General features: G+C 72.3%; 22 protein-coding genes and 1 tRNA gene. 12 read left to right on the top strand and 11 right to left on the bottom strand.

What is annotated here, in order from left to right; genetic code table 11:
* Positions 1-2: 2 nt before the first annotated feature.
* Entirely contained in the window at positions 3-1,058 is a 1,056-nt protein-coding gene (locus tag ACZ3OF_RS08585; protein ID WP_467303541.1) for an ABC transporter ATP-binding protein, read from the top strand.
* Positions 1,055-1,771, top strand: coding sequence for an ABC transporter ATP-binding protein (locus ACZ3OF_RS08580; protein WP_361669247.1), 717 nt, complete (start codon positions 1,055-1,057; stop codon positions 1,769-1,771). The genes ACZ3OF_RS08585 and ACZ3OF_RS08580 overlap by 4 nt, the downstream gene beginning before the upstream one ends.
* A gap of 77 nt (positions 1,772-1,848) precedes the next feature.
* On the opposite strand, the gene ACZ3OF_RS08575 is transcribed toward ACZ3OF_RS08580, so the two are convergent.
* Positions 1,849-2,505: an ANTAR domain-containing response regulator gene (locus ACZ3OF_RS08575; protein WP_361432797.1), complete on the bottom strand. Its 657-nt coding sequence runs from the start codon at positions 2,503-2,505 to the stop codon at positions 1,849-1,851.
* 113 nt (positions 2,506-2,618) lie between these two features.
* Here ACZ3OF_RS08575 and ACZ3OF_RS08570 point away from each other — a divergent pair.
* A tRNA-Leu gene (locus tag ACZ3OF_RS08570) sits at positions 2,619-2,691 on the top strand.
* Positions 2,692-2,775: 84 nt separating this feature from the next.
* On the opposite strand, the gene ACZ3OF_RS08565 is transcribed toward ACZ3OF_RS08570, so the two are convergent.
* The 3 genes from ACZ3OF_RS08565 to ACZ3OF_RS08555 form a co-directional block, all read right to left on the bottom strand.
* On the bottom strand, positions 2,776-3,729 hold the full coding sequence (locus ACZ3OF_RS08565; RefSeq protein ID WP_361669249.1) for a DUF4331 family protein: 954 nt from the start codon (positions 3,727-3,729) through the stop codon (positions 2,776-2,778).
* A 54-nt stretch (positions 3,730-3,783) separates the two neighbouring features.
* Positions 3,784-5,220, bottom strand: coding sequence for a pyruvate kinase (gene pyk, locus ACZ3OF_RS08560; RefSeq protein WP_361669252.1), 1,437 nt, complete (start codon positions 5,218-5,220; stop codon positions 3,784-3,786).
* Between the two features lie 134 nt (positions 5,221-5,354).
* Positions 5,355-6,038, bottom strand: coding sequence for an SIMPL domain-containing protein (locus ACZ3OF_RS08555; RefSeq protein WP_361669255.1), 684 nt, complete (start codon positions 6,036-6,038; stop codon positions 5,355-5,357).
* 135 nt (positions 6,039-6,173) lie between these two features.
* Between ACZ3OF_RS08555 and ACZ3OF_RS08550 the strand changes: the two genes are divergently transcribed.
* Positions 6,174-7,973: a bifunctional metallophosphatase/5'-nucleotidase gene (locus tag ACZ3OF_RS08550; RefSeq protein ID WP_467303538.1), complete on the top strand. Its 1,800-nt coding sequence runs from the start codon at positions 6,174-6,176 to the stop codon at positions 7,971-7,973.
* Between the two features lie 6 nt (positions 7,974-7,979).
* Here ACZ3OF_RS08550 and ACZ3OF_RS08545 read toward each other — a convergent pair whose 3' ends face one another.
* The 6 genes from ACZ3OF_RS08545 to ACZ3OF_RS08520 all read right to left on the bottom strand — a co-directional run bounded on the left by ACZ3OF_RS08545 (position 7,980) and on the right by ACZ3OF_RS08520 (position 15,658).
* Positions 7,980-9,392 carry a lysine N(6)-hydroxylase/L-ornithine N(5)-oxygenase family protein gene (locus ACZ3OF_RS08545; RefSeq protein ID WP_361669260.1) on the bottom strand — a complete coding sequence of 471 codons (1,413 nt, stop codon included), beginning with the start codon at positions 9,390-9,392 and terminating at the stop codon, positions 7,980-7,982.
* A complete protein-coding gene (locus ACZ3OF_RS08540; protein ID WP_467303536.1) occupies positions 9,389-10,783 on the bottom strand; it encodes a pyridoxal phosphate-dependent decarboxylase family protein in 1,395 nt (464 codons plus the stop codon). The genes ACZ3OF_RS08545 and ACZ3OF_RS08540 overlap by 4 nt, the downstream gene beginning before the upstream one ends.
* 123 nt (positions 10,784-10,906) lie before the next feature.
* Positions 10,907-13,399 (bottom strand): aminopeptidase N, encoded by a 2,493-nt coding sequence (gene pepN, locus ACZ3OF_RS08535; RefSeq protein ID WP_467303534.1) that lies wholly within the window; start codon positions 13,397-13,399, stop codon positions 10,907-10,909.
* 68 nt (positions 13,400-13,467) lie between these two features.
* Positions 13,468-14,454 (bottom strand): asparaginase, encoded by a 987-nt coding sequence (locus tag ACZ3OF_RS08530; RefSeq protein WP_467303532.1) that lies wholly within the window; start codon positions 14,452-14,454, stop codon positions 13,468-13,470.
* Positions 14,451-14,759: a chorismate mutase gene (locus tag ACZ3OF_RS08525; protein WP_361669269.1), complete on the bottom strand. Its 309-nt coding sequence runs from the start codon at positions 14,757-14,759 to the stop codon at positions 14,451-14,453. Before ACZ3OF_RS08525 ends, ACZ3OF_RS08530 begins: the two co-directional genes overlap by 4 nt.
* Before the next feature lie 11 nt (positions 14,760-14,770).
* Complete coding sequence (locus ACZ3OF_RS08520) at positions 14,771-15,658, bottom strand: helix-turn-helix transcriptional regulator (RefSeq protein ID WP_361669272.1); 888 nt, start codon at positions 15,656-15,658, stop codon at positions 14,771-14,773.
* Between the two features lie 84 nt (positions 15,659-15,742).
* Here ACZ3OF_RS08520 and ACZ3OF_RS08515 point away from each other — a divergent pair, with 84 nt between their 5' ends.
* Positions 15,743-17,485 (top strand): glycoside hydrolase family 35 protein, encoded by a 1,743-nt coding sequence (locus ACZ3OF_RS08515; RefSeq protein WP_467303528.1) that lies wholly within the window; start codon positions 15,743-15,745, stop codon positions 17,483-17,485.
* Positions 17,486-17,554: 69 nt separating this feature from the next.
* Here the strand turns inward: ACZ3OF_RS08515 and ACZ3OF_RS08510 are convergent, their stop codons facing one another.
* Positions 17,555-18,352: a S1 family peptidase gene (locus tag ACZ3OF_RS08510; RefSeq protein WP_361669277.1), complete on the bottom strand. Its 798-nt coding sequence runs from the start codon at positions 18,350-18,352 to the stop codon at positions 17,555-17,557.
* A 141-nt stretch (positions 18,353-18,493) separates the two neighbouring features.
* Between ACZ3OF_RS08510 and ACZ3OF_RS08505 the strand changes: the two genes are divergently transcribed.
* The 7 genes from ACZ3OF_RS08505 to ACZ3OF_RS08475 all read left to right on the top strand — a co-directional run bounded on the left by ACZ3OF_RS08505 (position 18,494) and on the right by ACZ3OF_RS08475 (position 26,070).
* A complete protein-coding gene (locus tag ACZ3OF_RS08505) occupies positions 18,494-19,369 on the top strand; it encodes a hypothetical protein (protein ID WP_361669280.1) in 876 nt (291 codons plus the stop codon).
* An 85-nt stretch (positions 19,370-19,454) separates the two neighbouring features.
* Positions 19,455-21,128, top strand: coding sequence for an ankyrin repeat domain-containing protein (locus tag ACZ3OF_RS08500; RefSeq protein ID WP_467303525.1), 1,674 nt, complete (start codon positions 19,455-19,457; stop codon positions 21,126-21,128).
* 195 nt (positions 21,129-21,323) lie between these two features.
* Positions 21,324-22,475 (top strand): ABC transporter substrate-binding protein, encoded by a 1,152-nt coding sequence (locus ACZ3OF_RS08495; RefSeq protein WP_467303523.1) that lies wholly within the window; start codon positions 21,324-21,326, stop codon positions 22,473-22,475.
* A 100-nt stretch (positions 22,476-22,575) separates the two neighbouring features.
* A complete protein-coding gene (locus ACZ3OF_RS08490; protein WP_467303522.1) occupies positions 22,576-23,493 on the top strand; it encodes an ABC transporter permease in 918 nt (305 codons plus the stop codon).
* Positions 23,481-24,347, top strand: a complete 867-nt coding sequence (locus ACZ3OF_RS08485; RefSeq protein ID WP_361669290.1) for an ABC transporter permease — start codon at positions 23,481-23,483, stop codon at positions 24,345-24,347. The genes ACZ3OF_RS08490 and ACZ3OF_RS08485 overlap by 13 nt, the downstream gene beginning before the upstream one ends.
* Entirely contained in the window at positions 24,344-25,420 is a 1,077-nt protein-coding gene (locus tag ACZ3OF_RS08480) for an ABC transporter ATP-binding protein (protein ID WP_467303521.1), read from the top strand. The genes ACZ3OF_RS08485 and ACZ3OF_RS08480 overlap by 4 nt, the downstream gene beginning before the upstream one ends.
* Positions 25,417-26,070, top strand: coding sequence for an HAD family hydrolase (locus tag ACZ3OF_RS08475; RefSeq protein WP_467303520.1), 654 nt, complete (start codon positions 25,417-25,419; stop codon positions 26,068-26,070). The genes ACZ3OF_RS08480 and ACZ3OF_RS08475 overlap by 4 nt, the downstream gene beginning before the upstream one ends.
* Positions 26,071-26,091: the final 21 nt, after the last annotated feature.

The following is a 26,091-nucleotide window of genomic DNA, read 5'->3' as shown; positions in this document are numbered from 1 at the left end:
CCATGACCACCATCACCACGACGAAGGACGCCGCCCCGGCGGTCCCGGACCGCGAGCCCGTGCTCGACGCCCGCGGAGTCACGATGCGCTTCGGTGGCCTGACCGCCGTCCGCGACGTGAACCTCACCGTCAACAGCGGAGAGATCGTCGGTCTCATCGGCCCCAACGGCGCCGGCAAGACCACGTTCTTCAACTGCCTCACCGGCCTCTACATCCCCACCGAGGGCGAAGTCCGCTACAAGGGCAACGTGCTGCCGCCGAAGTCCTTCAAGGTCACGGACGCCGGCATCGCGCGTACCTTCCAGAACATCCGGCTCTTCAGCAACATGACCGTCCTGGAGAACGTCCTGGTCGGCCGCCACACCCGGATGAAGCAGGGCCTCTGGTCCGCGCTGCTGCGCCTCCCCGGCTTCAAGAAGGCCGAGAACGAGGCGGAGACGCGCGCGCTCGAACTCCTGGAGTTCATCGGCCTCAAGCACAAGGCCGACCACCTCGCGAAGAACCTCCCCTACGGTGAGCAGCGCAAGCTCGAGATCGCCCGCGCGCTCGCGAGCGACCCCGGCCTCATCCTCCTGGACGAGCCCACGGCCGGCATGAACCCGCAGGAGACCCGGGCCGCCGAAGAGCTCATCTTCGCCATCCGGGACATGGGCGTCGCCGTGCTCGTCATCGAGCACGACATGCGCTTCATCTTCAACCTCTGCGACCGGGTCGCCGTGCTCGTCCAGGGCGAGAAGCTGCTGGAGGGCGACAGCCAGACCGTCCAGAGCGACGAGCGGGTCATCGCGGCCTACCTGGGCGAGCCCTTCGAGGGAGCGCCCGGCGAGGAAGAGGTGGCCGAGGTCGAGGCGGCGGAGGCCGCCGCGGAGGAGGCCGCCGCGGACGAGGCGAGCGCGGAGGAGGCGACCGACACGGACGCCGACCCCGAGCCCGCCGACGCCGACGCCGACGAGGCCTCCGACGCCGACGAGGCCTCCGAGGCCGCCACGGACAGCACAGAGACCGCGGCCGAGGACACCCCGAAGGCCCCCGGTTCGGGCAAGGAGAACGACGCATGACCGCACTGCTCGAAGTCGAGGACCTGCGCGTCGCCTACGGCAAGATCGAGGCCGTCAAGGGCATCTCGTTCTCCGTCGAGGCCGGCGAGGTCGTCACCCTGATCGGCACCAACGGCGCCGGCAAGACGACCACGCTGCGCACCCTCTCGGGACTCCTCAAGCCCGTCGGCGGCCAGATCAAGTTCGAGGGCAAGTCCCTCCGGAAGACGCCCGCACACAAGATCGTCTCCCTCGGACTCGCCCACTCCCCCGAAGGCCGCCACATCTTCCCCCGGATGTCGATCGAGGAGAACCTCCTCCTCGGCGCCTTCCTCCGGAAGGACACCGCGGGCATCACCAAGGACGTCCAGCGCGCCTACGACCTCTTCCCGATCCTCGGGGAGCGGCGCAAGCAGGCCGCGGGCACCCTCTCCGGCGGCGAGCAGCAGATGCTCGCCATGGGCCGGGCCCTGATGTCCCAGCCCAAGCTGCTCATGCTCGACGAGCCCTCCATGGGTCTCTCCCCGATCATGATGCAGAAGATCATGGCGACCATCGCCGAGCTCAAGGCCCAGGGCACCACCATCCTGCTCGTCGAGCAGAACGCCCAGGCCGCTCTCGCCCTGGCCGACCACGGCCACGTCATGGAGATCGGCAAGGTCGTCCTGTCCGGAAGCGGCCGGGACCTCCTCCACGACGAGTCCGTGCGCAAGGCGTACCTCGGCGAGGACTGAGCCGCCGGTACCCGAGAGACGAGGAGGCCCGCCCCACAGCGTTGTGGGGCGGGCCTCCTTCTCGTACGGCTACGGCGTCACTGCTGGCCCTTGGCCGCCTTCTTCTCCTCGGCGTCCTCGATGACCGCCTCGGCGACCTGCTGCATCGACATGCGCCGGTCCATCGACGTCTTCTGGATCCACCGGAACGCGGCGGGCTCGGTGAGGCCGTACTGCGTCTGCAGGATGCTCTTCGCCCGGTCCACCAGCTTGCGCGTCTCGAGCCGCTGCGAGAGGTCGGCGACCTCCTTCTCCAGCGCGCGGAGTTCGGCGAACCGGGACACGGCCATCTCGATGGCCGGCACGACATCGCTCTTGCTGAACGGCTTCACCAGGTACGCCATGGCGCCGGCGTCCCGGGCCCGCTCGACGAGGTCGCGCTGCGAGAAGGCGGTGAGCATCAGGACGGGCGCGATGGACTCCCCGGCGATCTTCTCGGCGGCGGAGATGCCGTCGAGGACGGGCATCTTGACGTCCAGGATCACGAGGTCGGGGCGGTGCTCCCGGGCGAGCTCCACGGCCCGGGCGCCGTCGCCGGCCTCGCCGACGACCGAGTAGCCCTCTTCTTCGAGCATCTCTTTGAGGTCGAGGCGGATGAGCGCCTCGTCCTCGGCGATGACGACGCGGGTCGTCAACGGCGGGACGTGCGACACGTCGGCGTCGTCGGCGGGCTGGGGCGACTCGGGGGCGGTCACGGGGGCTCCTCGTTCAAGGCCTCTTCCAAGGCGGATACAGCTCCCCAAGAGCCTACCCACCTCCTGTAAGGTGGGGGCACGGCGGGTGACCGCCGATCTTCGTTCTGAAGGATGCCCCGGTAGCCCAGCGGTAGAGGCAGTGGTCTCAAACACCATCCAGCGTGGGTTCGAATCCCACCCGGGGCACTCTACCTTCGATTTAAAGGTTCGAACTTTCCGTCGGCGATCTTGGGCCGACCCGGTGATCACGCACGGCGGACACCGAGGGCCTCAGTGGGGCGTTCCCAGGTAGGGGAAGTGCGGCAGCAGGTCCTTGTGGGGGCCGATGTGGTCCGAGGTGACCTTGCCGTTGGAGATCATCGCGAGCCGGGCCGAGGTGACGTCGTCCGTGAGCGTGCGCCCGTTGGGGTAGGCGGCGGGCTTGGCGCGGTCGTAGCGCAGGACGTCCGGGAGGACCGTGCGCAGCGCCTCCTCCGCGGTCTCCGGCGTGTAGCCCCCGATGTGGGCGAGTGCCGCCTTCCAGGGTTCCGCGTAGGTCGCCCAGTCTTCGGCCGGCTCCCCGGCGTTGTAGGCGTCCTTGGCGTCCTCCGCGTTGAGATACGCGGTGAGGGAGGGGTGTGCCCCGCGGTCGACGGACTTCAGCTCGCCGTCGACGTGGAGGCTGACGCGGGCCCAGACGCCGATCCGGGGGTCGTCGCCGAGCGCCGCGTCGGGCACTTCGAGGGCGATGCCGAAGACGTTCTTGTCGGCGCCCCAGTCGGTGCCGGTCCAGGTGAAGTCGGCGACGATGCCGTCGAGGTCGGCGAAGAAGGGGTCGCTGCGCAGTCCGGCGGAGACCTTGTAGCCGTCGGCCTCGGTGACGGACAGTTCGCGGCCGAAGGAGACGGGGACGTCGGTGAAGAGGGGCGTTCCGGCGGCCTCGTGGGCGCGGGCCTCGACGCCCGTGGCGCGGTGGAGGGCGAGGGTCTGCTCGCCGTCCTCGGCGGGGTCGGAGAAGGTGAAGCTGAAGGCGATGTCGGCCTGGTTGTCGCCGTCGGTGTCGACGTTGACGCGGTAGACCGCGTCGGGGTGGAACGCGGTGCCCCCGGTGGGCGCGATCGGGTTGACGTTCATGATGAGAACGGTGCGCCCGCCGGGAACGGTGAAGGCGAAGAGGTCGGTCAGGTCCAGGCGGGCGTCGTCCATCGGGGAGCGCAGATGGGGTCCGCTGAGGTGGTGTGACATGGCGTCACCTTCGCGGTACGACACGGGGGTCGGCTCGCGACGGGGCCGCCGTGGTCACTCCTTCGGGCTGTCGTCCTCGCCGATGTGGTGGACACGGACGAGGTTGGTGGAGCCGGGGACACCGGGCGGGGAGCCGGCGGTGATGACGACGATGTCGCCCTTCCGGCAGCGGCCGATGCGCAGGAGCTCCTCGTCGACCTGGGCGACCATGGCGTCGGTGGAGTCGACGTGCGGGCCGAGGAAGGTCTCGACGCCCCAGGTGAGGTTGAGCTGGGAGCGGGTGGCCGGGTCGGGAGTGAAGGCGAGCAGCGGGATGGGTGAGCGGTAGCGGGAGAGGCGCTTGACGGTGTCGCCGGACTGGGTGAAGGCGACGAGGAACTTGGCGCCGAGGAAGTCGCCCATCTCGGCGGCGGCGCGGGCGACGGCTCCGCCCTGGGTACGGGGCTTGTTCCGCTCGGTCAGCGGCGGCAGGCCCTTGGCGAGTACGTCCTCCTCCGCCGCCTCGACGATGCGGCCCATGGTGCGGACGGTCTCGATGGGGTGCTTGCCGACGCTGGTCTCGCCGGAGAGCATCACGGCGTCGGTGCCGTCGAGGACGGCGTTCGCCACGTCGCTGGCCTCGGCGCGGGTCGGCCGGGAGTTGTCGATCATCGAGTCGAGCATCTGGGTGGCGACGATGACCGGCTTGGCGTTGCGCTTGGCGAGCTTGATGGCGCGCTTCTGGACGATCGGAACCTGTTCGAGGGGCATCTCGACGCCGAGGTCGCCGCGGGCGACCATGATGCCGTCGAAGGCGGCGACGATGTCGTCGATGTTCTCGACGGCCTGGGGCTTCTCGATCTTGGCGATGACGGGGAGGCGGCGGCCCTCCTCGTCCATGATGCGGTGGACGTCCTCGATGTCGCGGCCGCTGCGGACGAAGGAGAGGGCGATGATGTCCGCTCCGGTGCGCAGCGCCCAGCGGAGGTCGTCGATGTCCTTCTCGGAGAGGGCGGGGACCGAGACGGCGACTCCGGGCAGGTTGAGCCCCTTGTTGTCGGAGATCATGCCGCCTTCGACCACCCGGGTGTGGACGCGGGGGCCGTCGACGGAGGTGACTTCGAGGGTGACGCGGCCGTCGTCGACGAGGATGCGCTCTCCCGCGGTGACGTCGGCGGCGAGCCCGTCGTAGGTGGTGCCGCAGATGTGGCGGTCGCCCTCCATCGGCTCGACGGTGATGGTGAAGTCGTCGCCGCGTTCAAGGAGTACGGGACCTTCACGGAAGCGGCCCAGGCGAATCTTCGGACCTTGAAGGTCGGCGAGGACTCCGATGCTGCGGCCGGTCTCGTCGGAGGCTTTGCGTACGCGCTGGTAGCGCTCCTCGTGTTCGGCGTAGGAGCCGTGGCTGAGGTTGAATCGGGCGACGTCCATACCGGCTTCGACCAAGGCCTTGATCTGGTCGTATGTGTCGGTGGCGGGCCCCAGGGTACAAACGATTTTCGCTCGGCGCATGGTTCGACCCTAGGGCTTACCGGCGGGTAGTTGAGGGGCCGGGCATGTCTGTTCAACAACCTTTGCGTGAAAGGTTATTGACAAGTCTTGAATCTGTGCGGGCGGGTGCTCCGATGAGCGTTTCGGGGGCGGTTCTAGAGGGCGGGAGGGGCCATCGTGAAGCGGGCGGTCACCTCCGCCGTGACCGTCTGGCGCTGGGGTTCGAGGTCGAGCGGCGGGGGCGCGTCGGAGGCGTCCGCGGCGAAGGCCATGCGCATGCCTCCCATCGCCGCCGGGGGCGGGACGAGGCCCGTGTCCGAGAGCTCCAGGAGGGCCGCGAGCGAGGTGCCGAGGGCCGCCGCGTACGCGCGGGCACGCTGGACCGCTTCCCCCACCGCGGTACGGCGGGCCTCCGCGTAGGCCGGGGAGTCGGGGCGCAGGGCCCACCAGGGGCCGTCGACGCGGGTCAGTTCGAGGTCGGCCAGTCGGGTGGTGAGCTCGCCGAGTGCGGTGAAGTCGGCCAGCTCCACGGTGAGATGGACGCGGCCCTGATATGCGCGGATCCGTTCGCCGCGGCCGTGCCTGCCCGGCTCGGGGGTGATGGAGAAGGCGCCGGTCTCCAGCTTCTCGACGGCGTCGCCGTAGGACTTCACGAGGTCCAGGGCGAGCGCGTTGCGCCGGGTGAGGTCGGACAGGGTCGCCGCCCGGTCCGTGCCGCGGGCGCTGACCGTCACCGCGAGGCGGGCGACTTCCGGATCGACGTCGAGTCGGGCCTCTCCGCGGACCGCCACCTGCGGTGCCTCCGGGGTCGGGTGTGGGCTCGGTTGCGGGGTCGTCACTTCGGGCTCCCTCGTACGGGCGACGGCTGCGATCCCGAACACTTTCCCACTCCGTAACCGGAAAACTCTGTCGCCGACGTGACTGGTGGGCCAGAATCTACGCGCGTTGTGCGCCATTGGACCAAGGAGAAACACATGCCGCTGAACCGCCGGACGTTCCTGGAGAGCTCCGTCGCCGTCGGAGCCGGAGCCGCCCTCACCACGGGGGTCGCCGCAGCCCCGGCGCAGGCCCACGGACCGCGCCCGCGGCCCGCCAAGCGGTACTCCTTCACCGTGATGGGCACCACCGACCTGCACGGAAACGTCTTCAACTGGGACTACTTCACCGACAAGGAGTTCGACGACAAGGCGCACAACGACGTCGGCCTCGCGAAGATCTCCACCCTCGTCGACCAGGTGCGCAAGGCGAAGGGGAAGCGCAACACGCTCCTCATCGACGCCGGCGACACGATCCAGGGCACCCAGCTGTCGTACTACTACGCCAAGGTCGACCCGATCACCGCCCGCCGCGGCCCGGTGCACCCGATGGCGCAGGCGATGAACGCGATCGGCTACGACGCCGCCGCGCTCGGCAACCACGAGTTCAACTACGGCATACCCGTGCTGCGGAAGTTCGAGGAGCAGTGCGACTTCCCGCTGCTCGGCGCCAACGCGCTCGACGCGAAGACGCTGCGGCCGGCGTTCCCGCCGTACAGCATGCACCGCCTGCGCACCCCGCACGGCCGGGACGTGAAGGTCGCGGTACTCGGTCTGACCAACCCCGGCATCGCGATCTGGGACAAGGCCAACGTCAGCGGCAAGATGGTCTTCCCCGGTCTGGAGGAGCAGGCGGCGAAGTGGGTGCCGAGGCTCCGCTCGATGGGCGCGGACGTCGTGGTCGTGTCGGCGCACAGCGGTTCCAGCGGCACGTCCTCGTACGGTGACCAGCTCCCGCACATCGAGAACGCGGCCGGTCTCGTCGCCGAGCAGGTCCCCGGCATCGACGCGATCCTGGTGGGCCACGCGCACACCGAGATCCCCGAGTACCGGGTGAAGAACAAGGAGACCGGCAAGGACGTCGTGCTGTCCGAGCCGCTCAAGTGGGGTCAGCGCCTCACCCTCTTCGACTTCGACCTGGTGTGGCAGAAGGGCCGCTGGGTCGTCGAGAAGGTCGGCGCCCAGGTGCTGAACTCCAACACCGTGGAGGAGGACCCGGAGATCGTCGGGCTGCTCGCCGACGAGCACAAGAAGGTCGTCGCGTACGTCAACCAGATCATCGGCACCTCCAGCGCGACGATGGCCACGGCGGACGCGCCGTGGAAGGACGAGCCGATCATCGACCTGATCAACCACGTCCAGGCGGAGACGGTGAAGCAGGCGCTGGCCGGCGGCGCGTACGCGGCCCTGCCGGTCCTGTCGCAGGCGTCCTGCTTCTCCCGTACGGCGGCGATCCCGGCCGGTCAGGTCACCATCCGGGACGCGGCCGGGCTCTATGTCTTCGAGAACACCCTGGAGGCGCGTCTTCTGACGGGCGCCCAGATCAAGGACTACCTGGAGTTCTCGGCGCGGTACTACGTCCAAACCCCGGCGGGCGTGCCCGTCGACACGGCGAAGCTGACGAACGCGGACGGCACGCCGGACTACAACTACGACGCCGTGTACGGCGTGACGTACGAGATCGACATCGCCAAGCCGGCCGGGTCGCGGATCGTGAACCTGTCCTTCGGCGGCAAGCCGATCGACCCGGCCGCGCAGTTCGTGCTCGCCGTGAACAACTACCGTGCCAGCGGCGGCGGCGCGTTCCCGCACGTCGCCAACGCCCAGCAGCTGTGGGCGAATTCGGACGAGATCCGCAACACCATCATCCAGTGGGTGAAGGCGAAGGGGTCGATCGACCCGGGCCAGTTCGCGTCGGTGGACTGGAAGCTGACACGGGACGGAGTCCCCGTCTTCTAGTGCGGCTCAGCTCTGTGTGAGAGGCGTCAACGCCTGGCCCTGGGCCGGGATGTGTGGCGCCTCTCGCCGTTCCAGGCCGAAGCTGGTGAAGGCGGTGCGGCGCGGCAGCGGGTACGGCTCCTTGCCCGTGAGCGAGTTGAGGATGGTGGCGCTGCGCCAGGCGGCGAGGCCGAGGTCGGGGGCGCCGACGCCGTGGGTGTGCTTCTCGGCGTTCTGTACGTAGACGGAGCCGGTGACGGACGCGTCGAGGACGAGCCGGAACTCGTCGTCGATCCTGGCCCGTCCGGCGGAGTCGTGGCGCAGATACGGGTCGAGCCCGGCGAGCATCCGGTCGACGGGGCGTTCGCGGTAGCCGGTGGCGAGGACGACGGCGTCGGTGGTGAGGCGGGAGCGGGTCGACTGCTGTACGTGCTCAAGATGGAGTTCGACCTTGGTGGTGGCGACGCGGCCGGCGGTGCGGACACGGACCCCGGGGGTGAGGACGGCGTCGGGCCAGCCGCCGTGGAGGGTGCGCCGGTAGAGCTCGTCGTGGATGGCGGCGATGGTGTCGGTGTCGATGCCCTTGTGCAACTGCCATTGGCTCGGCACGAGTTCGTTGCGCGTCTGCTCGGGCAGCGCGTGGAAGTAGCGGGTGTAGTCGGGGGTGAAGTGCTCCAGGCCGAGCTTGGAGTACTCCATGGGCGCGAAGGCCTCGGTCCTGGCCAGCCAGTGGATCTTCTCGGCGCCGGTGGGCCTGGCCCGGAGCAGGTCGAGGAAGATCTCGGCGCCGGACTGGCCGGAGCCGATCACCGTGACGTGCTCGGCGGCGAGGAGCCGCTCGCGGTGGTGCAGATAGTCGGCCGAGTGGAGGACGGGGACGTTCGGGGCGTCGGCGAGCGGCCGCAGGGGCTCGGGTACGTACGGCTCGGTGCCGACGCCGAGGACCACGTTCCGGGTGTACGCGCGGCCCAGCGCCTCGGCCTCGCCGTCCTTGTCGAGCTGGGTGAAGTCGACCTCGAACAGGTCGCGTTCGGGGCTCCAGCGGACGGCGTCGACCTGGTGGCCGAAGTGCAGTCCGGGGAGCTGGGCGCTGACCCAGCGGCAGTAGGCGTCGTACTCGGCTCGCTGGATGTGGAACTTCTCGGCGAAGTAGAAGGGGAAGAGCCGGTCGCGGGAGCGCAGATAGGCGAGGAACGACCAGGGGCTGGCGGGGTCGGCGAGGGTCACCAGGTCGGCGAGGAAGGGGACCTGGAGCGTGGCGCCCTCGATGAGGAGGCCGGGGTGCCAGTGGAAGTCCGGGTTCTGGTCGAAGAACGCGGTGGCGAGACCGCCGGGGACGCCCTGGGCGAGGGCGGCGAGCGAGAGGTTGAAGGGGCCGATACCGATGCCCACCAGGTCATGGGGGTGGTCGAGGTCGCGCTGGGGGGTGCTGCCGGTCATCGGTCGGTGCTGCCTTCCACGAGGTCCAGGATGTCTTGGAGGTCGCCGGGGGTGGCGTGGGGGTTGAGCAGGGTGGCCTTGAGCCAGAGCCGGCCGTCCGCGTGGGCCCGGCCGAGGACGGCACGCCCTTCGGTGAGGAGGGTGCGGCGGATCGCGGCGACGGTGGTGTCGTCGGCGGCGGTGGGCCGGAACAGGACGGTGGTCAGGGTCGGGCGCTCGTACAGCTGAAGGCCGGGGCTCCTCTCGACGAGGTCGGCGAGCTGTCGGGCGAGGTCGCAGACCCGGTCGACGAGCGCGCCCATGCCGTCCCGGCCGAGGGTTCGCAGGGTGACGGCGATCTTGAGGATGTCGGGGCGACGGGTGGTGCGCAGGGAGCGGCCGAGGAGGTCGGGGAGGCCGGCCTCGGTGTCGTCGGCGGCGTTGAGGTAGTCGGCGGTGTGGGAGAGGGCGGCGAGGTCGCGCCCGTCCCGTACGGCGAGGAGTCCGGCGGCGGCCGGCTGCCAGCCCAGTTTGTGCAGGTCGAGGGTGACCGTGCGGGCGCGGTCGAGTCCGGCCAGGAGGGTGTGGCGGGTGGCGCTGAAGAGGAGCGGTCCGCCGTAGGCGGCGTCGACGTGCAGCTCGGCGTGGTGGGCGTCGCAGAGGTCGGCGATCTCCGGCAGGGGGTCGATGCGGCCGGTGTCGGTGGTGCCGGCGGTCGCGGCGACGAGGAGGGGGCCGTGGAGGTCGGTGAGCGCCTCGTCGAGGGCGACGGGGTCGAGGGTGCCGTTGGGGGTGGGCACGCTCACCGGCTCGGGGAGGCCGAGGAGCCAGGCGGCGCGGCGGAAGGAGTGGTGGGCGTTGGCGCCGACGACGGTTTGGACGGTGTGGCCCGGGCCGTGGCGCTCGCGGGCGAGGAGCAGCGCGAGCTGGTTGGACTCGGTGCCGCCGGTGGTGACGAGGGCGTCGGGGCGGGGCGCGTCGGGGTACGCGGCTTTCGCGAGGGCCTCGGTCACGAGGGCTTCGAGGGCGGAGGCGGCGGGGGCCTGGTCCCAGGAGTCCATGGAGGGGTTGAGCACGGACGCGGCGAGGTCGGCGGCGACGGCGAGCGCGAGGGGTGGGGTGTGGAGGTGGGCGGCGCAGAGGGGGTGGGCGGGGTCCGCGGCTCCTTCCGCGAGGGCGCGGGTGAGGGTGTGGAGGGTGGCGGTGGGGTCGGTGCCGGTGCCGGTCTGCGGGAGCGGGTCCCCGCCGAGGGCCTCGCGGACGTGCGCGGCGACCTGGTCCGGTCCGCCGGAGGGGATCGGCCCGCCGCGGGCGGCCGCGCCGGCGCGGAGTGCGTCGAGGACGGTGTCCAGGAGGGGGCGCAGGGCGTCGGTGTCTGTCGCGGCGGGGGGTGGGGCGGGGTCGGCACGCATGGGCAGGAGCCTGCCGGGGGTTCTGCGGGTTTGTCCGGCGATGTCGCCGGAGCAACCCGAACGGGGGACGGGGCCTGGACAAGGCCCGTCCCCCGTGGTCGGCGGTCGGCCGCGATCCGGTGGTCAGGTCGTGCGGACCCTCAGGGCTCGGCGGAGGTCGGCGAGCTGGTCGGTCAGTTTGCGGTGGAGGGCCGGGGTCAGGGTGGGGTCGGTGAGGTGGGATTCGCCCAGGGACAGGGACTCCTGGTCGATCGCGAACGCCGGGAACGCGTAGCGGCCGGCCGCATCCGCCATCGCGGCGCCCCGGCGGGCGCCGAGCGCGGTGGCCGCCGGGTAGTAGCGCGGCACGTACTCCCTTACCAGATCGGCCTGTTCGGGCTGCCAGAAGCCCTGGGCCGTCGCCGTGAACAGGTAGTTGGAGAGGTCGTCCGCGTCGAAGAGGCGGGACCAGGCGGCCGCCTTCGCCTCGGGTGTCGGCAGGGCGGCGCGGCAGCGGGCCGCGCCCTCCTGGCCGGTGGCGCTCGGGTCGCGCTCCAGCTCCCGGTCGATCGCGGCCTCGTCGACCGCGCCGAGGACCGCGAGCCGGGCGAGGATGCGCCAGCGCAGCTCGGGGTCGATCTCCGGGCCGCCGGGGACGGTGCCGTCGGCGAGCCAGCCAGCGATGGTGTCGGGCTGGGTGGCGCTGCTGATGAACGTACGGACGGCGGTGAGGCGCAGTCCGGGGTTGTCGCCGTCCTCGGTGCGGCGGATGAGGTCGCGGGCGAGGCCGGTGAGCAGGGCCAGCGCGGCGGGGCGCTCCTCGGCGGAGACGTACCGGTCGGCGATCTGGGTGCGGGCGAAGGCGAGGACGCCCTGCACGATGGCGAGGTCCGTCTCCGCGGGCAGGTGGGCGCCGGCCGTCGCCAGGTAGTCGCCGGGGGCGAGTTCGCCGTCGCGGACCATGTCGCGCAGGGTGTTCCAGACGAGCGCGCGGGTGAGCGCGTCGGGGATGCCGGAGATGCCGCGCAGGGCGGTCTCCAGCGAGGTCTCGTCCAGGCGGACCTTGGCGTACGTGAGGTCGCCGTCGTTGAGGACGACGAGGGCGGGGCGCGGGCCGGAGAGGTCGAGGGGCGCGCTCTGCGGGACGTCGATCTCCAGGCGTTCGCGCGCGACGAGGCGGCGGCCGTCGAGGAGGTCGCGGTCGTAGACGCCGACGGCGATGCGGTGCGGCCGGCTGCCGTCGTGGCGGACGGTGAGCGTGGTGCGGGTCTCGTCGCCGCCCCGCTCGGGGGTGAGGGTGTCGACGCCGGTGGTCCGCAGCCACCGCTCTGCCCAGGCGTGGACGTCGCGGTCGGTCGCGGAGGCGAGGTTGTCGATGAAGTCGGCGAGCGTGGCGTTGCCGAACCGGTGGCGCTTGAAGTGGGCGTTGATGCCGGCGAGGAAGTCCTTCTCGCCCATCCAGGCGACGAGCTGGCGCAGGGCGGAGGCGCCCTTGGCGTAGGAGATGCCGTCGAAGTTGAGGAGCGCGGAGGCGGTGTCGGGGACCGCGTCCGGATCGGGGGCGACGGGGTGGGTCGAGGGGCGCTGGTCGGCGTCGTAGCCCCAGGCCTTGCGCTCGATGCCGAAGTCGATCCAGGTGTCGGGGAAGCGGTCGGAGCAGGCCTCGTTGACGGTCTGGTAGCCCATGTACTCGGCGAAGGACTCGTTCAGCCAGATGTCGTCCCACCAGCGCAGGGTGACGAGGTCGCCGAACCACATGTGGGCCATCTCGTGGGCGATGACCATGGCGCGGGTCTGGCGTTCGGTGACGGTGACGGCGGAGCGGTAGACGAACTCGTCGCGGAAGGTGACGAGGCCGGGGTTCTCCATGGCGCCCGCGTTGAACTCGGGGACGAAGGCCTGGTCGTAGGAGTCGAAGGGGTACGGCTCCTCGAACTTCTCGTGGAAGCGGTCGAAGCAGGCCTTGGTGATGTCCAGGATCTCGTCGGCGTCGGCGTCGAGGTGGGGCGCGAGGGAGCGGCGGCAGTGGATGGCGAAGGGCAGTCCGGCGTGCTCGGTGCGGACGGAGTGCCAGGGGCCGGCGGCGACGCAGACGAAGTAGGTGGAGAGCAGCGGGGTGGCGGCGGCCTTCCAGCTGCCGTCGCTCTGCTGCTCGGTGATGCCGTTGGCGAGGACGGTCCAGCCCTCGGGGGCCTTGACGCTCACCTCGAAGACGGCCTTCAGGTCGGGCTGGTCGAAGGCGGCGAAGACGCGCTGGACGTCTTCCATGAAGAGCTGGGTGTAGACGTACGACTCGCCGTCGGTGGGGTCCGTGAAGCGGTGCATGCCCTCGCCGGTACGGGAGTACCGCATGGTCGCGACGGCGCGCAGCTCGTGCTCGCCCTCCGTGAGGCTCAGCGGGACCCGGTTCTCGACGAGGGACGCGGGGTCGAGGGGCTCGCCGTCGAGAAGGAGGGAGTGGAGCGTCACGGGCTTCAGCTCGACGAAGGTGTCCCCCGCGGTCCGGGCGGTGAACCGGATGAGCGCGGTGGATTCGAAGGTCTCGTCGCCGGTCGTGAGGTCGAGGTCGACCGTGTAGTGCTGGACGTCGAGGAGCTGGGCACGGGTCTGCGCTTCGTCGCGCGTCAGTACGGACATGGGCCCATGCTGCCCGATGGGGTGGCGGCGGGGCACGGGGGTTCCGCTGACAGCTCAGCGCGGCGTCGTCAGGCCAGGCCGGTGCCGGTGACGTGGGTGAAGGCGGCGGTGATGCCGGGGCGGTCGTATCCGCTCGTGCTCTTGGCGCCGGTGGAGAGGAGCGCGTGGAGGAGGAGGCGGGCCTTGGCGGGGTCGAGGGGACCGGCGGGGATGATGCCGCGTTTCAGGAGGTCGTGCTCGGAGCCGGGTCCGCGGTAGGTACGGGTGAGGGTCGCGCCGGCGCCGGTACGGGAGGCGAGGACGACGGGGATGCGGGTCGCGAGCCGTTCCAGGGGTTCGACGAGCCAGGCGGGGACGTGGCCGGCGCCGAAGGCGGCGACGACGAGGCCGTCGAAGCGGGAGTCGACCGCTTCGAGGAGTTCGCCGCGGTCGCCGAGGGAGAGGGTGACCAGGGCGACGCGTACCGCCGGGTCGAAGCGGAGGGGGTGGATGGCGCTGGTGCCGTTGGGGCGCAGCAGGACGCGCGGCTCGCCCTCGACGACGGCGCCGAGCGGCCCGGCGCCCGGGGAGGCGAAGGTGGCGACGGAGGTGGTGTGGGTCTTGCGGACGAGCCGGGCGGCATGGATCTCGTCGGCCAGGACGACGAGGACGCCGAGGCCCGCGCAGCCGGGGTCGGCCGCGGCGGCCAGGTTGGCCGGCCCGTCGGCGCCGGGCAGGTCGGGGCGGCGCATGGCGCCGGTGACGACGACGGGCCTGTCGGTCTCGCAGAGCAGGTCGAGGAGGAAGGCGGTCTCCTCCAGGGTGTCGGTGCCCTGGACCACGACGACGCCGGAGCCCTGGGCGACGGTCTCGCGGACCTCCTGGGCGAGGGCGGTGAGGTCCTCGAAGGTGAGGGAGGAGCTGGGGAGCCGGCGGAAGTCGCGCAGTTCGACGGCGAGGTCGGTCCCGTCGGTGACGCCGAGGCCGGCGAGGACCTCGGCGCCCGTCATGCGGCTCGCGTCGCCGCCCCGCGCGGAGATCGTCCCGCCGAGGGTGAAGAGAGTGACGCGGTTCATGGCTGCGCTCCGTCCGCGATCGTCTCGTGGTGGCGGATGACCTCCGCGATGATGAAGTTCAGCAGCTTCTCCGCGAACGCCGGGTCAAGCTTCGCGCTCTCGGCCAGCTCCCGCAGCCGGGCGATCTGGCGGGACTCGCGCGCCGGGTCGGCGGGCGGCAGCTGGTGCTTGGCCTTGAGGACACCGACCTGCTGGGTGCATTTGAAGCGTTCGGCGAGCATGTGGACGACCGCCGCGTCGATGTTGTCGATGCTCTCACGCAGCCTGGTCAGTTCCGCGGTGACGGACTCGTCGATCTCGCTCATGAGCAGCGAGCTTAGACGGATCGGGGGCGGATGGTCGGCGGGTGTTCGGGATCCGGGATCCGGTTGCTCCACCCGCCGGGTACGGTCCGGCCCTGTTGTTCGCGGAAGCGGATGGGGGCGGTACCGACCCTGCGGGTGAAGAGCCGGGAGAAGTAGGCGGGGTCGTCGTAGCCGACGCGGCGGGCGACGGCGGCGACGGGCAGTTCGGTGGCGGCGAGGAGTTCCTTGGCGCGGCCGAGCCGGATGGTGAGCAGATAGTCCTTGGGGCTGCACCCGGCGGTGCGCCGGACGGCGGTGCGCAGTTCGGCCTGGGTCATGCCGTGGCGGGCGGCGTGCTCGGCGACGGACAGCGGCTGGAAGGCGTCGCGGGCGAGGGCGGTGAGGACGGGGTCGCCGTCGGCGTTGGTGTCGGCGCGGGCGCGGCGCAGGGCGACGAGGAGTTCGTGGACTGCGGCCCCGGTCTCGACCTCCAGGAGGGGGTTGCCCCGGCGGGCGGCGCGGGCGATGCGGCTGACGGCGGCGCGCGGGGCGGCGGCGTCGGAGAGGGGGACGACGGGCCGGTCGGGTTCGATGTAGCCGAGTTCGGTGTAGGTGGTGGTGGCGGGCCCCGCGAAGTCGACGAAGGCCTCGTCCCATCCGGTGCCGGGGTCGGCGGAGTAGTGGTGGGGTACGCCGGGGGTGAGCCAGATCAGGGCGGGTGCGGTGACGGTGGTGCGGCGGCCGTCGGTGCCCCGGTACCAGCCGCTGCCGGCGCTGACGACGACGGCCACGTGGTGGTCGAGGGTGCGCGGGCCGACGGTGGGCAGGGCGCCGTGCTGGAGTCCGACGCCGAGGCAGACGAGCCCGAGGCGGTGGTGGACCGGGCTGGGCGTGAAATAGCGCATCCAGGTGTGGTACATCCGCCGTACCTGCCTTTCTTCCGTCCAAACAGCGACGATCTTTGTCCATGGACCGGTCCGCCGCCAGAGGGCGAGGGTGACGTCATGAGGACGTTCGCTGTGGGTGACGAGGACTTTCTCCTGGACGGCCGGCCGGTCCGGCTGCTGTCGGGGGCGCTGCACTACTTCCGGGTGCACGAGGAGCAGTGGGGCCATCGCCTGGAGATGCTCCGTGCGATGGGGCTCACCTGTGTCGAGACGTACGTCCCGTGGAATCTGTACGAGCCGGAGCCCGGCCGTTACGGGGACGTGGGCGCCCTCGGCCGTTTCCTGGACGCCGTCGCGGCGGCCGGGATGTGGGCGATCGTGCGGCCGGGGCCGTACATCTGCGCCGAGTGGGAGAACGGCGGGCTGCCGCACTGGCTGACGGGCCGCCTGGGGCGGCGGGTGCGAACGGCCGACGCCGGGTATCTCGCCCCTGTGGAGCGCTGGTTCCGCAGGCTGCTGCCGCAGGTGGTGGAGCGGCAGATCGGCCGCGGCGGGCCGGTGATCATGGTCCAGGTGGAGAACGAGTACGGGAGTTACGGCTCGGACCGGGGGTATCTGCGCCAGGTCGCGGATCTGCTGCTCGACTGCGGGGTGGAGGTGCCGCTGTTCACCTCGGACGGCCCGGAGGACCACATGCTGACGGGCGGGTCGGTGCCGGGTGTGCTGGCGACGGCGAACTTCGGCTCGGGGGCGCGGGAGGCGTTCGCGGCGCTGCGGCGGCATCAGCCGTCGGGGCCGCTGATGTGCATGGAGTTCTGGTGCGGCTGGTTCGACCACTGGGGCACGGAGCATTCCGTACGGGACACGGCGGACGCGGCGGCGACCCTGCGGGAGATCCTGGAGTGCGGGGCGTCGGTGAACGTCTACATGGCGCACGGGGGCACGAACTTCGCGGGCTGGGCGGGGGCGAACCGGGCCGGTGAGCTGCACGAGGGCGAGTTGCGGGCGACGGTGACCTCGTACGACTACGACGCGCCGGTGGACGAGGCGGGGCTGCCGACGGAGAAGTACTGGCGGTTCCGTGAGGTGCTCGCGGAGTACGCGGAGGGGCCGCTTCCCGAGGTGCCGGAGCCGCCACGGCGGATCGCCGGGCCGGCCGGGGCGGCCCTGGCGGAGTGGGCGCCGCTCGGGGAGGTCCTGGAGGTCCTCGGCGACGAGGAGGCGCGGACGCCGATGCCGCCGACCTTCGAGGAACTGGGCGTGGACCGGGGCCTGGTGCGCTACCGCCTGGAGGTCCCCGGCCCCCGGCAGCCGTATCCGCTCTCGGTGACCGGGATGCGCGACCGTGCCGTGGTGTACGTGGACGGGGTCCGGGCGGTCGTGCTGACCTCGGAGGACGCGGTGCTGCCGGAGCCGGTGGCGGGGCCCGCGGTGGTGGAGCTGTGGGTGGAGTCCCTGGGGCGGGTCAACTACGGGCCGCGGCAGGCGGAGCCGAAGGGGATCACGGGCGGGGTCCGGCACGAGCGGCAGTACGTGCACGGGGTGCGGGCCCGGGGGCTGCGGCTCGACGCCTTCGAGGCGCCGGCGGTCGCGAAGGTGCCGTTCCGTCCGGTGGCCGCCGAGGGGCTGCCGGGGCTGTACCGGGCGGCGGTCGAGGTGTCCGGGCCGGGTGACGCGGCGCTGTCGCTGCCGGGCGGGACACGGGGCTTCGTGTGGGTGAACGGCTTCTGCCTCGGCCGGTACTGGAGCGCGGGCCCGCAGGAGTCGCTCTTCGTCCCGGGCCCCGTCCTCCGGGAGGGCCCCAACGAGGTGTGGGTGCTCGAACTGGAGGGCGGGGCGGGGAACGTGCGGCTCGATTGAGCGGTGGGCGGGTACGGAGGCGGCGGCCCCGCCTCCGTACCCGCCCGGTGGCGTGCGGGAAGGCCGCCGCTAGAGGGTCGCCGCGGCGGACTTGATCTGGGCGGCGAAGGTCGAGACCTCGGTGTACACGCCGGGGTAGTTCGGGCGGGCGCAGCCCTGGCCCCAGCTGACGATGCCGACCTGGATCCAGGCGCCGGCGTTGTCGCGGCGGAACATCGGGCCGCCGGAGTCACCCTGACAGGTGTCGACGCCGCCCTGGGGGAAGCCGGCGCAGATCTCCTCGCCGGCGATCAGGGAGCTGCCGTACGCCCTCTTGCAGTCGGCGTCGGAGACGAAGGGGACGGTGGCCTTGAGGAGGTAGCGCTGCTGCGCCCCGCCCTCGCGGGCCGCGCCCCAGCCGGCGACGGTGAAGGTGCCGCTGTTGTACGCGGTGGTGTCGGCGATCTTGAGGGTGGGGACCGAGGTGATCGGCGACGCGAGCTTGATGAGGGCCCAGTCCTTGCCGTTGCCGTTGTAGCCGGGGGCCTGGAGGACCTTGGTGGAGCGGACCTTGATGGCGCTGCTGGACTGGAGGTCCACGACACCGACGGTGGCGGTGATGCTGGTGTTGTTGCCGGAGCCGCTCACGCAGTGGGCGGCGGTGAGGACGATCTGCGAGGTCAGCATGGAGCCACCACAGCCCATGGAGAGCCTGACCATCCAGGGGAACTCGCCCTGCGCGGCGCGGGTTCCGCCGACGACCGGGGCGGGCGCGGCGAAGGCGTTGGAGGGCTGGAGGCTGACGGCCGCGAGGACGACGGCGCCGGCGGCGGCGATTCTCTGAAGGGCGCGGACGAACCTGTTCTTCTTCAAGTGTCTGCCTTTCATGGGGGGTTGGCCTTGATGGCATGAGCGCGTCAAGGCTTGGTCGGGATTATGGACAGCGCCCAGTGGGGGCCACAAGGGCACGTTTTCGGCCAGCGCCGCACTCCCGCACGGCCTCGTACAGTGGAGGGAAGGGGGTGCGGCGTGCCGAACGGAAACGAAGTCGTCCATGGGTTCCCGCACCTCGCCACGGTCCGGGCCTCGATCACCGCGCTGTACCGGCGACTGTCGGCGGACGGGGTGCGGCAGTACGGGGCGAGCGTTCACCCGGCGGCCGTGGCCTTCACCGACGAGGAGGACCTCCACCTCGGGGCGCAGCGTGTGGCCAGGGCCCTCGTGCACCATCTGAGGCTGCCCGAGGCGCGGATGATCGTGAGCTTCCGGGAGATGGAGCACGCGGCGAGCGTCGAACTGGCCGCCGGTCCCGAGTACTTCGTGGAGCTGAACGACCGCTTCCGGGGCCACCGCAAGGACGTCGGGGCGGCGTTGGCCCATGAGATCACGCACGTGCTGCTCCACCGCCTCGACCTGGGCTTTTCCGGCACCAGGGACAACGAGATCCTCACCGATGTGGTGACCGCCTATCTGGGGGCGGGCTGGCTGCTGCTCGACGCCTTCCGGGAAGACGGGATGTCCAGCCAGAAACTCGGGTATCTGACACCGGAGGAGTTCGGATACGTGCTGGCCAAGCGGGCGGAGGTGTTCGGGGAGGACCCCTCGCCGTGGTTCACCAGCCCCCGCGCCTACGAGGCGTGGACCCTGGGGCGGGCGGAGGCGGCGCGGGACGACCGGCAGCCCCCGCTGGCGGCGGCCGGGTGGGCGGCGCGGCACCGGTACGCGAAGGACCGCCGCTACGGGCGGGCGGCGGAGGGTGCTCCGTACGCCTTCGAGGGGAGCGGCCCCTCGGCCCGGGTCTCTTTCCCGTGCCCGGTGTGCCGGCAACGGCTGCGGGTGCCGGCGGGCCGGCGGGTGCGCGCCAGGTGCGGGGTGTGCGGGTCCGTCCTGGAGTGCCACACGTAGACCGCGGGAGGGCGCGGCGAGCGACCTCCGCACGAGGACTTCAACCCGTTTGCGCCGTCCGTGCCCGGCGGGTGAAGGTCGGTGGATGAGCACGTTGTTCGAGGCAATGCACGAGGGGGACGACGCCGTGGTGCGCGTCCTGCGGGCCGGGGTCTCCGCCGAGACCGACGACGAAGGGGAGACGGCGCTGTACCGGGCGGCCGTCGCCAACGAGCCGGGGATCGTCCGGCTCCTGCTGGCGGCGGGGGCGGATCCGGGCCGGGGCAGTGGAGAGGAGGCGGGGGACCTTCCGCTGTGCGGGGCGGCCTGCGGCGGGCACGCCGAGGTGGTGCGGGCGCTGCTCGCGGGCGGGGCACGGGCCGACCAGGCCGAGGCGTACGGCTTCACCGCCCTGGACTGGGCGGTACGGCTCGGGCACGCGGAGACGGTACGGATCCTGCTCGAACACGGCGCCGCGCCGAGCCGGCCGGGCCCCGACGGACTCCCGCCGCTGGTGGCCGCGGCGCGGCGCGGCTCGACCGCGAGCGTACGGGCGCTCCTCGAGTACGGCGCGGGGCCTGCCGAGGACGCCCTGCGCGAGGCGCGGCGCTGGATCGGCGTGGACATCGCCGAGGAGCTGCGGCGCGGGCTGCTCGACGCGGGCGGTCCCGAGGGGGCCGGCGAGACCGTGGTGAGGCACGTGCACGAGGACGGCGGGGTGACCGTCGTCGTCGACGTCCTGCGGGCGGACGGCGCGCCGAGCAGGGGCAACGAGCAGCAGACCGGGCACGCGGCGATCGCCACGCTCCTGGAGCGGGCGCTCGGTGTGCGGGTGGCGCCCGAGGAGCTCGCCACCCGTGCCCTGAGCTGCGGGGACCCGGACCTGGACGACTGGAAGGAGGCGGTCCGCGCGCTGGCCCACCGCGACGACGAGGAGACCTTCCGGGTGGCGGCAGGCTGGTGCGCGAGCGCGGGCCCGCTGCGGCGGGCGCTGGGCGCCCGTGTCCTGGGCGGCCTCGACCGCTTCACGGCGCAGGCAGTCCCGGTGCTGCGCCGTCTCGCGGTGGAAGTGGCGGAGGCGGCGGGATCGGCGGAGACGACGGAGGCCGCGCAGACGGCGAAGGCGGCCGCGGTGACGGAGCCGGGAACGGTGACGGAGCCGGGAACGGTGACGGAGCCGGGAACGGTGACGGAGCCGGGAACGGTGACGGAGCCGGGAGCGGTGACGGAGCCGGGAGCGGTGATGAAGGGGGCCGCGGTGGCGGAGCCGGGAGCGGGTCCGGGTGCCGCCCGGGAGCCCGCGCTCTCCGCCGTCGTCGCGCTCGGGCGCTGCGGGGCGGCGGAGGCGCTGCCCGAGCTGCTGGCGCTGGCGTCGCACCCCGACATCGAGGTGCGGCGGGCGCTCGGCTGCGCGCTCACCGGGCCCGTGCCCGCCGGGCACTCCGAAGCGGTGGCGACCCTGATCGCGCTGAGCCGGGACCACGACCACGGCGTACGGGACTGGGCGACGCTCGCGCTCGCGGAGGTGCCCGAGGACACCCCCCTCCTGCGGGAGGCGCTCGTCGCGCGGCTCGCGGACGACGACGAGGACGCCGTGGCCGAGGCCGCCCGGGGGCTGGCGATGCGTCAGGATCCGCGCGCCGTCGACGCCTTGGCGCGCATCCTCGCCGACGGCGACCCGGAGGGGGCGGCCCGTGACACCGCGCTGGCCGCCGTCGAGTACATCGCGGACCCCCGGGTCAGGACCCGCCTGGAGTGGACGGCCCCGCGCTGCCGCTGACGGAGGGGGCGGAAACCCTCGGTTCCGGGGCGCGTCCCGAGGGATTCCGAGCCCCCCGTTCCGCCGGGGAATCGCAGGGCGGGCTTCGCCTCGCGTTCACCGGTGGGTCATCGCGACCCCCCGTAATGCAGGAGTTGTATGGACAACAGTTGTTCATACATCTTGGCCCCGCTCCCCTTCCCCCATGGAGTACGCGTGACCTCCCCTGCCCGCGCCGCCGTTCTTCTCGGCGCCCTCGGTCTGACCGCCCTGACCCTCACCGCCTGCGGCGCCGCCCCCACGAAGGGCGCCGCGGGCGCCGACGGGAAGAACCTCGCCACCGCCACCTCCGCCACCGAGGCCGGCGGGATGGACGCCCTGGTCGCCGCCGCCAAGAAGGAGGGCACGCTCAACGCGATCGCCATCCCCCGCGACTGGGCGAACTACGGCGCGATCATCGACGGCTTCACCGCGAAGTACGGCATCAAGGTGAACGTCGAGAACCCCGACGGCTCCAGCCAGGACGAGATCAACGCGGTGAAGTCCCGCAAGGGCCAGGACCGCGCCCCCGACGTCCTCGACCTCGGTGCCTCCTTCGCCCAGGCCGCCGGCGAGCAGGGCCTGACCGCCCCGTACAAGGTCGCCGCCTTCGACAGGATCCCCGAGACGCAGCGCGACGCCCAGGGCCGCTGGTTCAACGACTACGGGGGCTACGTCTCCATCGGCTGCGACGCCAAGCGCGTCAAGGTCTGCCCGCAGACCTTCGCCGACCTGCTCAAGCCCGAGTACAAGGGCAAGGTCGCCCTCAACGGCAACCCGACGAAGTCCGGTTCGGCCTTCGGCGGCGTCTACGCGGCGGCACTGGCCAACGGCGGCTCGTTCGACGACATCCAGCCGGGCATCGACTTCTTCGGCAAGCTGAAGAAGAACGGCAACTACAACCCCGTCGAGTCGACCCCCGCCACCGTGGAGAAGGGCGAGACGCCCATCTCCATCGACTGGGACTACCTGAACGCCGGCTACGCCGAGCAGTTCGCGTCCAAGGGCGTGGACTGGAAGGTCGCCGTGCCCACGGACGGCGTCTACGCCCAGTTCTACTCCCAGGCGATCAACAAGGACGCACCGCACCCGGCGGCCGCCCGCCTGTGGCAGGAGTACCTGTACAGCGCCGAGGGCCAGAACCTGTGGCTCAAGGGCTACGCCCGTCCCGTCCTGATGCCGGCCATGGAGGCCGACGGCACGCTCGACAAGACCGCCGCCGCAGCGCTGCCGAAGGTCTCGGGCACCCCGGAGTTCCCCACCGAGCAGCAGACGTCCAAGGCCAAGGAGACCCTGTCGCAGGGCTGGGCCGCGGCCGTCTCCGGGTGACGCCTCGATGACTCCGCACTCCTCCAGCGCCCCGTCCGGGGCCGCCCACGCGCACACCGCGCGGGTGGCCCCGGCGGGGTCGGGGGCCGCCGGTTCCCCCATGACCGACGACTCCCCCACGGCCGCGGTCCCTTCCGTGGCCCAGCCCGCCCCGCTCGCCCCGCCCGCCCCCGTGCGCCGGACCCGGCGCCGCGGGCGGCCGGTCGGCCGGCTCGCCGCGCTGCCACTCCTCCTGGTCGTCGCGCTCGCCTTCGGGCTGCCCGCGCTCGCCATGGCCGACGGTGCCTTCACCGTCGCCGACGGCGGGTACGGCCTCGACAACGTGACCCGGTCCGTGGACGGCGCGTACCGCACCGCCCTGATCGGCAGTGTCGAGCTCTCCGCGCTCACGGCCGCCGCGGGCACGGTCTTCGGTCTCCTCCTCGCCCAGGCCGTGGTCTCCTCGCGCGGCCGGGCGCTCCGCGAGGCCGTCCTCACGGCGTCCGGTGTGCTCGCCAACTTCGGCGGTGTCCCGCTCGCCTTCGCGTTCGTCGCCACCCTCGGCAACGCGGGCGTGCTCACCACCCACCTCGGCCTCGCCGACCACGGCTGGTCGCTGTACGGATTCTGGGGCCTCGCCCTGACCTATCTGTACTTCCTCGTGCCGCTGATGGTGCTGACCGTGGCGCCCGCGCTCGACGGACTGCGCGTCCAGTGGCGCGAGGCGGCGCACGACAACGGGGCGACGACCTGGCAGTACTGGCGCCATGTCGGCATCCCGGTGCTCCTGCCGTCCCTGCTGGGCGGCTTCGTGCTGCTCTTCGGCAGCGCGTTCGCCGCGTACGCGACGGCGGCGGCGATGGTCGGCAGCTCCGTGCCGCTGGTCACCCTGCAGATCGCGGACGCGCTCTCCGGCAACGTCCTGGTCGGCCAGGAGAACGTGGCGCTCGCGCTGAGCCTCGACATGGTCGCGGTCGCGGCGCTCGTGATGGCCGTCCACCTCCCCCTCCAGCGAAGGAGCACCCGATGGCTCGCCTAGGACGTCCCTTCGTCCTCCTGGTCGCGGGGGTCTACTTCCTGGTGCCGCTGCTCGCGTCCGCCGTCTTCACCCTGGACATCCCCGGGCACGGGCTCACCCTCTCCTCTTACACCCGGATCTTCACCGCCCCCGGGTTCACCGGCAGTCTGCTGCTCTCGCTGGGGCTCGCGGCGGCGACCGTGGCGCTCGTCCTGCTGATCACCATCCCCGCGGCGGTCGCGGCCCGGCTCTCGGTGCCCCGGCTGCGGCCGGTCCTGGAGATCGTGTGCACGCTGCCGCTCGTGGTGCCGCCGGTGGCGCTGACCGCCGGGCTCGGAACCGTCCTGCGCTGGGGTCCGGAGAAGCTCTCCACGACCCCGCTCTACCAGACCTTCGTGGCCGTGCAGAACCCGGACTTCCCCTTCGTCCTGGTCCTCGCGTACGCCGTGATGGCGCTGCCCTTCGTCCACCGGGCGCTCGACGCGGGTCTGCGCTCGGTCGACGTCCGCACGCTGGTCGAGGCCGCGCGGGACTGCGGCGCGTCCTGGCCGCGTGCGCTGGTCTCGGCCGTGCTGCCCAATCTGCGCGGCGCGCTCCTGAACGCCTCGTTCCTGACGCTGGCGCTGGTGCTCGGCGAGTTCACGGTCGCCTCGCTCCTCGGCTACCAGCCCTTCGCGGTGTGGATCGTGCAGGCCTCCGGCTCCGACGCCCGGCTCTCGGTGGCCGTGTCGCTGCTGAGCCTGCTGCTGACCTGGGTGCTGCTGCTCGCGCTGACCACCGTGGGCAACCGGCGCCGGGGCGACCGCCGCCGTGCGCCGCGCCCTTCCCGTACGTCCGAAGCCACCGAGGCTTCCCGAGGAAAGACCTCCCGATGACCGTGACCGACACCCCCACCCGGACCGGGACGGCGCTCCAGCTGCGCGGCCTGCGCCGGTCCTTCGGCTCCTCCGTCGCGCTCGACGGCCTCGACCTCGACGTCGCCCCCGGCGAACTCCTCGCCCTGCTCGGCCCGTCCGGCTGCGGCAAGACGACCGCGCTGCGCGTGCTCGCCGGATTCGAGCGGCCCGACGAGGGCCAGGTCCTGCTCGACGGCGAGGACATCGTGCCGGTGCCCGCCAACCGCCGTGACACGGCGATGGTGTTCCAGTCGTACAGCCTCTTCCCGCACCTCACGGCCGCCGACAACGTGGCCTTCGGACTGCGGATGCGCAAGGTGCGGGCCGCCGAGCGCCGTGCGCGCGCCGCCGAGCTGCTCGAACTGGTCGGGCTCGCCGGCCACGGCGACCGCTTCCCGCACCAGCTCTCCGGCGGCCAGCAGCAGCGGGTCGCGCTGGCCCGCGCGCTGGCGCTGCGCCCCCGGCTGCTGCTGCTCGACGAGCCGCTGTCGGCGCTCGACGCCCGGGTCCGCGTGACGCTGCGGGAGGAGGTCCGCCGGCTCCAGCTGGAGCTGGGCATCACCACCGTGTTCGTCACGCACGACCAGGAAGAGGCGCTGTCGATGGCCGACCGGGTCGCCGTGATGAACGGCGGCCGGCTCGAACAGTGCGCCACTCCGACGGAGTTGTACGAGCGTCCCGCCACGGACTTCGTCGCGGAGTTCATCGGCACCATGAACCGGGTTCCCGGCCGGGCCGTGGGCGACGGTCTCGTCGAGGTGCTCGGCGCCCGGCTGCCGGTCGAGGGACCGGCCGGCACGGGTGACGTGCGGGTGCTCCTGCGGCCCGAGGCCCTGGAGGTGACGGCGGGCGGCCCCGCCCATGTCACCGGCGCCTCGTTCCACGGCCCGACGACCCGGCTGCGGATCAGCCTGCCCGACGGTACGGACGTCAAGGCGGACGTCCCCACGCACGCGGCGGCCGGGCTGACCCCGGGCACGGACGTCTCCGTCCGTCCGCGGCAGCGGCCCGTGCTGCTCGCCTCCTCCGCGCCGACGGGCGGTGCGGCGTGACACGGCTGCAGGCGGTCCTCTTCGACATGGACGGGACCCTCGTCGACACCGAGGGCGTCTGGCTGGACGTCGTCGAGGCGGCCGCCGCGCGCCGGGGCCGCGCCCTGGACGCCGAGCGCCGTACGGCGGTGACGGGACGGTCCGTCGATGACACCGCGACCCTGCTGCACACCTATCTGGACGCCCCGGCGGCCGAGCTCGCCGCCGAGCTGGGCGCGGACTTCGCGGGCCGGCTCGCGGTCGCCGCGGCGCCCCGCCCGGGCGCGCTGCGGCTGCTCGCCGCGCTGCGGGAGAGCCGGGTGCCGACGGCGCTCGTCTCCGCCTCGCCGCGGGCGGTCGTCGCCCAGGTGGCGAGCACCCTGGACGGGCACCGGTTCGACGCGCTGTTCGGCGCGGAGGACACCGCACGGACGAAGCCGGAGCCCGACCCCTATCTGGCGGCCGCCGTGGCGCTCGGCGCCGAGCCCGGGCGGTGCGTGGCGGTCGAGGACAGTCCGACGGGGGTCGCCTCGGCCGTCGCCGCCGGCTGCCGCGTCCTCGCGGTGCCCTCGACCGAGCCGCTCGGGGAGTTCGCCGGGACCGAAGGCGTCACGCTGGCGGACTCGTTGACCGAGGTCGACCCCGAGCTGCTGCACTCCCTGGTCGGGTGAGCGGGGCACATGACAGGGTGG

The sequence above is a fragment of the Streptomyces sp. NPDC022552 genome (assembly GCF_055561875.1).
This window is presented reverse-complemented; position numbering and strand designations above follow the sequence as displayed.

Bases quoted from the DNA above. Each gene is read 5' to 3' on its own strand.
- ACZ3OF_RS08585 (WP_467303541.1), top strand. From the start codon at position 3: ATGACCACCATCACCACGACGAAGGACGCCGCCCCGGCGGTCCCGGAC.
- ACZ3OF_RS08580 (WP_361669247.1), top strand. From the start codon at position 1,055: ATGACCGCACTGCTCGAAGTCGAGGACCTGCGCGTCGCCTACGGCAAG.
- ACZ3OF_RS08565 (WP_361669249.1), bottom strand. From the start codon at position 3,729: ATGTCACACCACCTCAGCGGACCCCATCTGCGCTCCCCGATGGACGAC.
- pyk (WP_361669252.1), bottom strand. From the start codon at position 5,220: ATGCGCCGAGCGAAAATCGTTTGTACCCTGGGGCCCGCCACCGACACA.
- ACZ3OF_RS08550 (WP_467303538.1), top strand. From the start codon at position 6,174: ATGCCGCTGAACCGCCGGACGTTCCTGGAGAGCTCCGTCGCCGTCGGA.
- ACZ3OF_RS08545 (WP_361669260.1), bottom strand. From the start codon at position 9,392: ATGACCGGCAGCACCCCCCAGCGCGACCTCGACCACCCCCATGACCTG.
- ACZ3OF_RS08540 (WP_467303536.1), bottom strand. From the start codon at position 10,783: ATGCGTGCCGACCCCGCCCCACCCCCCGCCGCGACAGACACCGACGCC.
- pepN (WP_467303534.1), bottom strand. From the start codon at position 13,399: ATGTCCGTACTGACGCGCGACGAAGCGCAGACCCGTGCCCAGCTCCTC.
- ACZ3OF_RS08530 (WP_467303532.1), bottom strand. From the start codon at position 14,454: ATGAACCGCGTCACTCTCTTCACCCTCGGCGGGACGATCTCCGCGCGG.
- ACZ3OF_RS08525 (WP_361669269.1), bottom strand. From the start codon at position 14,759: ATGAGCGAGATCGACGAGTCCGTCACCGCGGAACTGACCAGGCTGCGT.
- ACZ3OF_RS08520 (WP_361669272.1), bottom strand. From the start codon at position 15,658: ATGTACCACACCTGGATGCGCTATTTCACGCCCAGCCCGGTCCACCAC.
- ACZ3OF_RS08515 (WP_467303528.1), top strand. From the start codon at position 15,743: ATGAGGACGTTCGCTGTGGGTGACGAGGACTTTCTCCTGGACGGCCGG.
- ACZ3OF_RS08510 (WP_361669277.1), bottom strand. From the start codon at position 18,352: ATGAAAGGCAGACACTTGAAGAAGAACAGGTTCGTCCGCGCCCTTCAG.
- ACZ3OF_RS08500 (WP_467303525.1), top strand. From the start codon at position 19,455: ATGAGCACGTTGTTCGAGGCAATGCACGAGGGGGACGACGCCGTGGTG.
- ACZ3OF_RS08490 (WP_467303522.1), top strand. From the start codon at position 22,576: ATGACCGACGACTCCCCCACGGCCGCGGTCCCTTCCGTGGCCCAGCCC.
- ACZ3OF_RS08485 (WP_361669290.1), top strand. From the start codon at position 23,481: ATGGCTCGCCTAGGACGTCCCTTCGTCCTCCTGGTCGCGGGGGTCTAC.
- ACZ3OF_RS08480 (WP_467303521.1), top strand. From the start codon at position 24,344: ATGACCGTGACCGACACCCCCACCCGGACCGGGACGGCGCTCCAGCTG.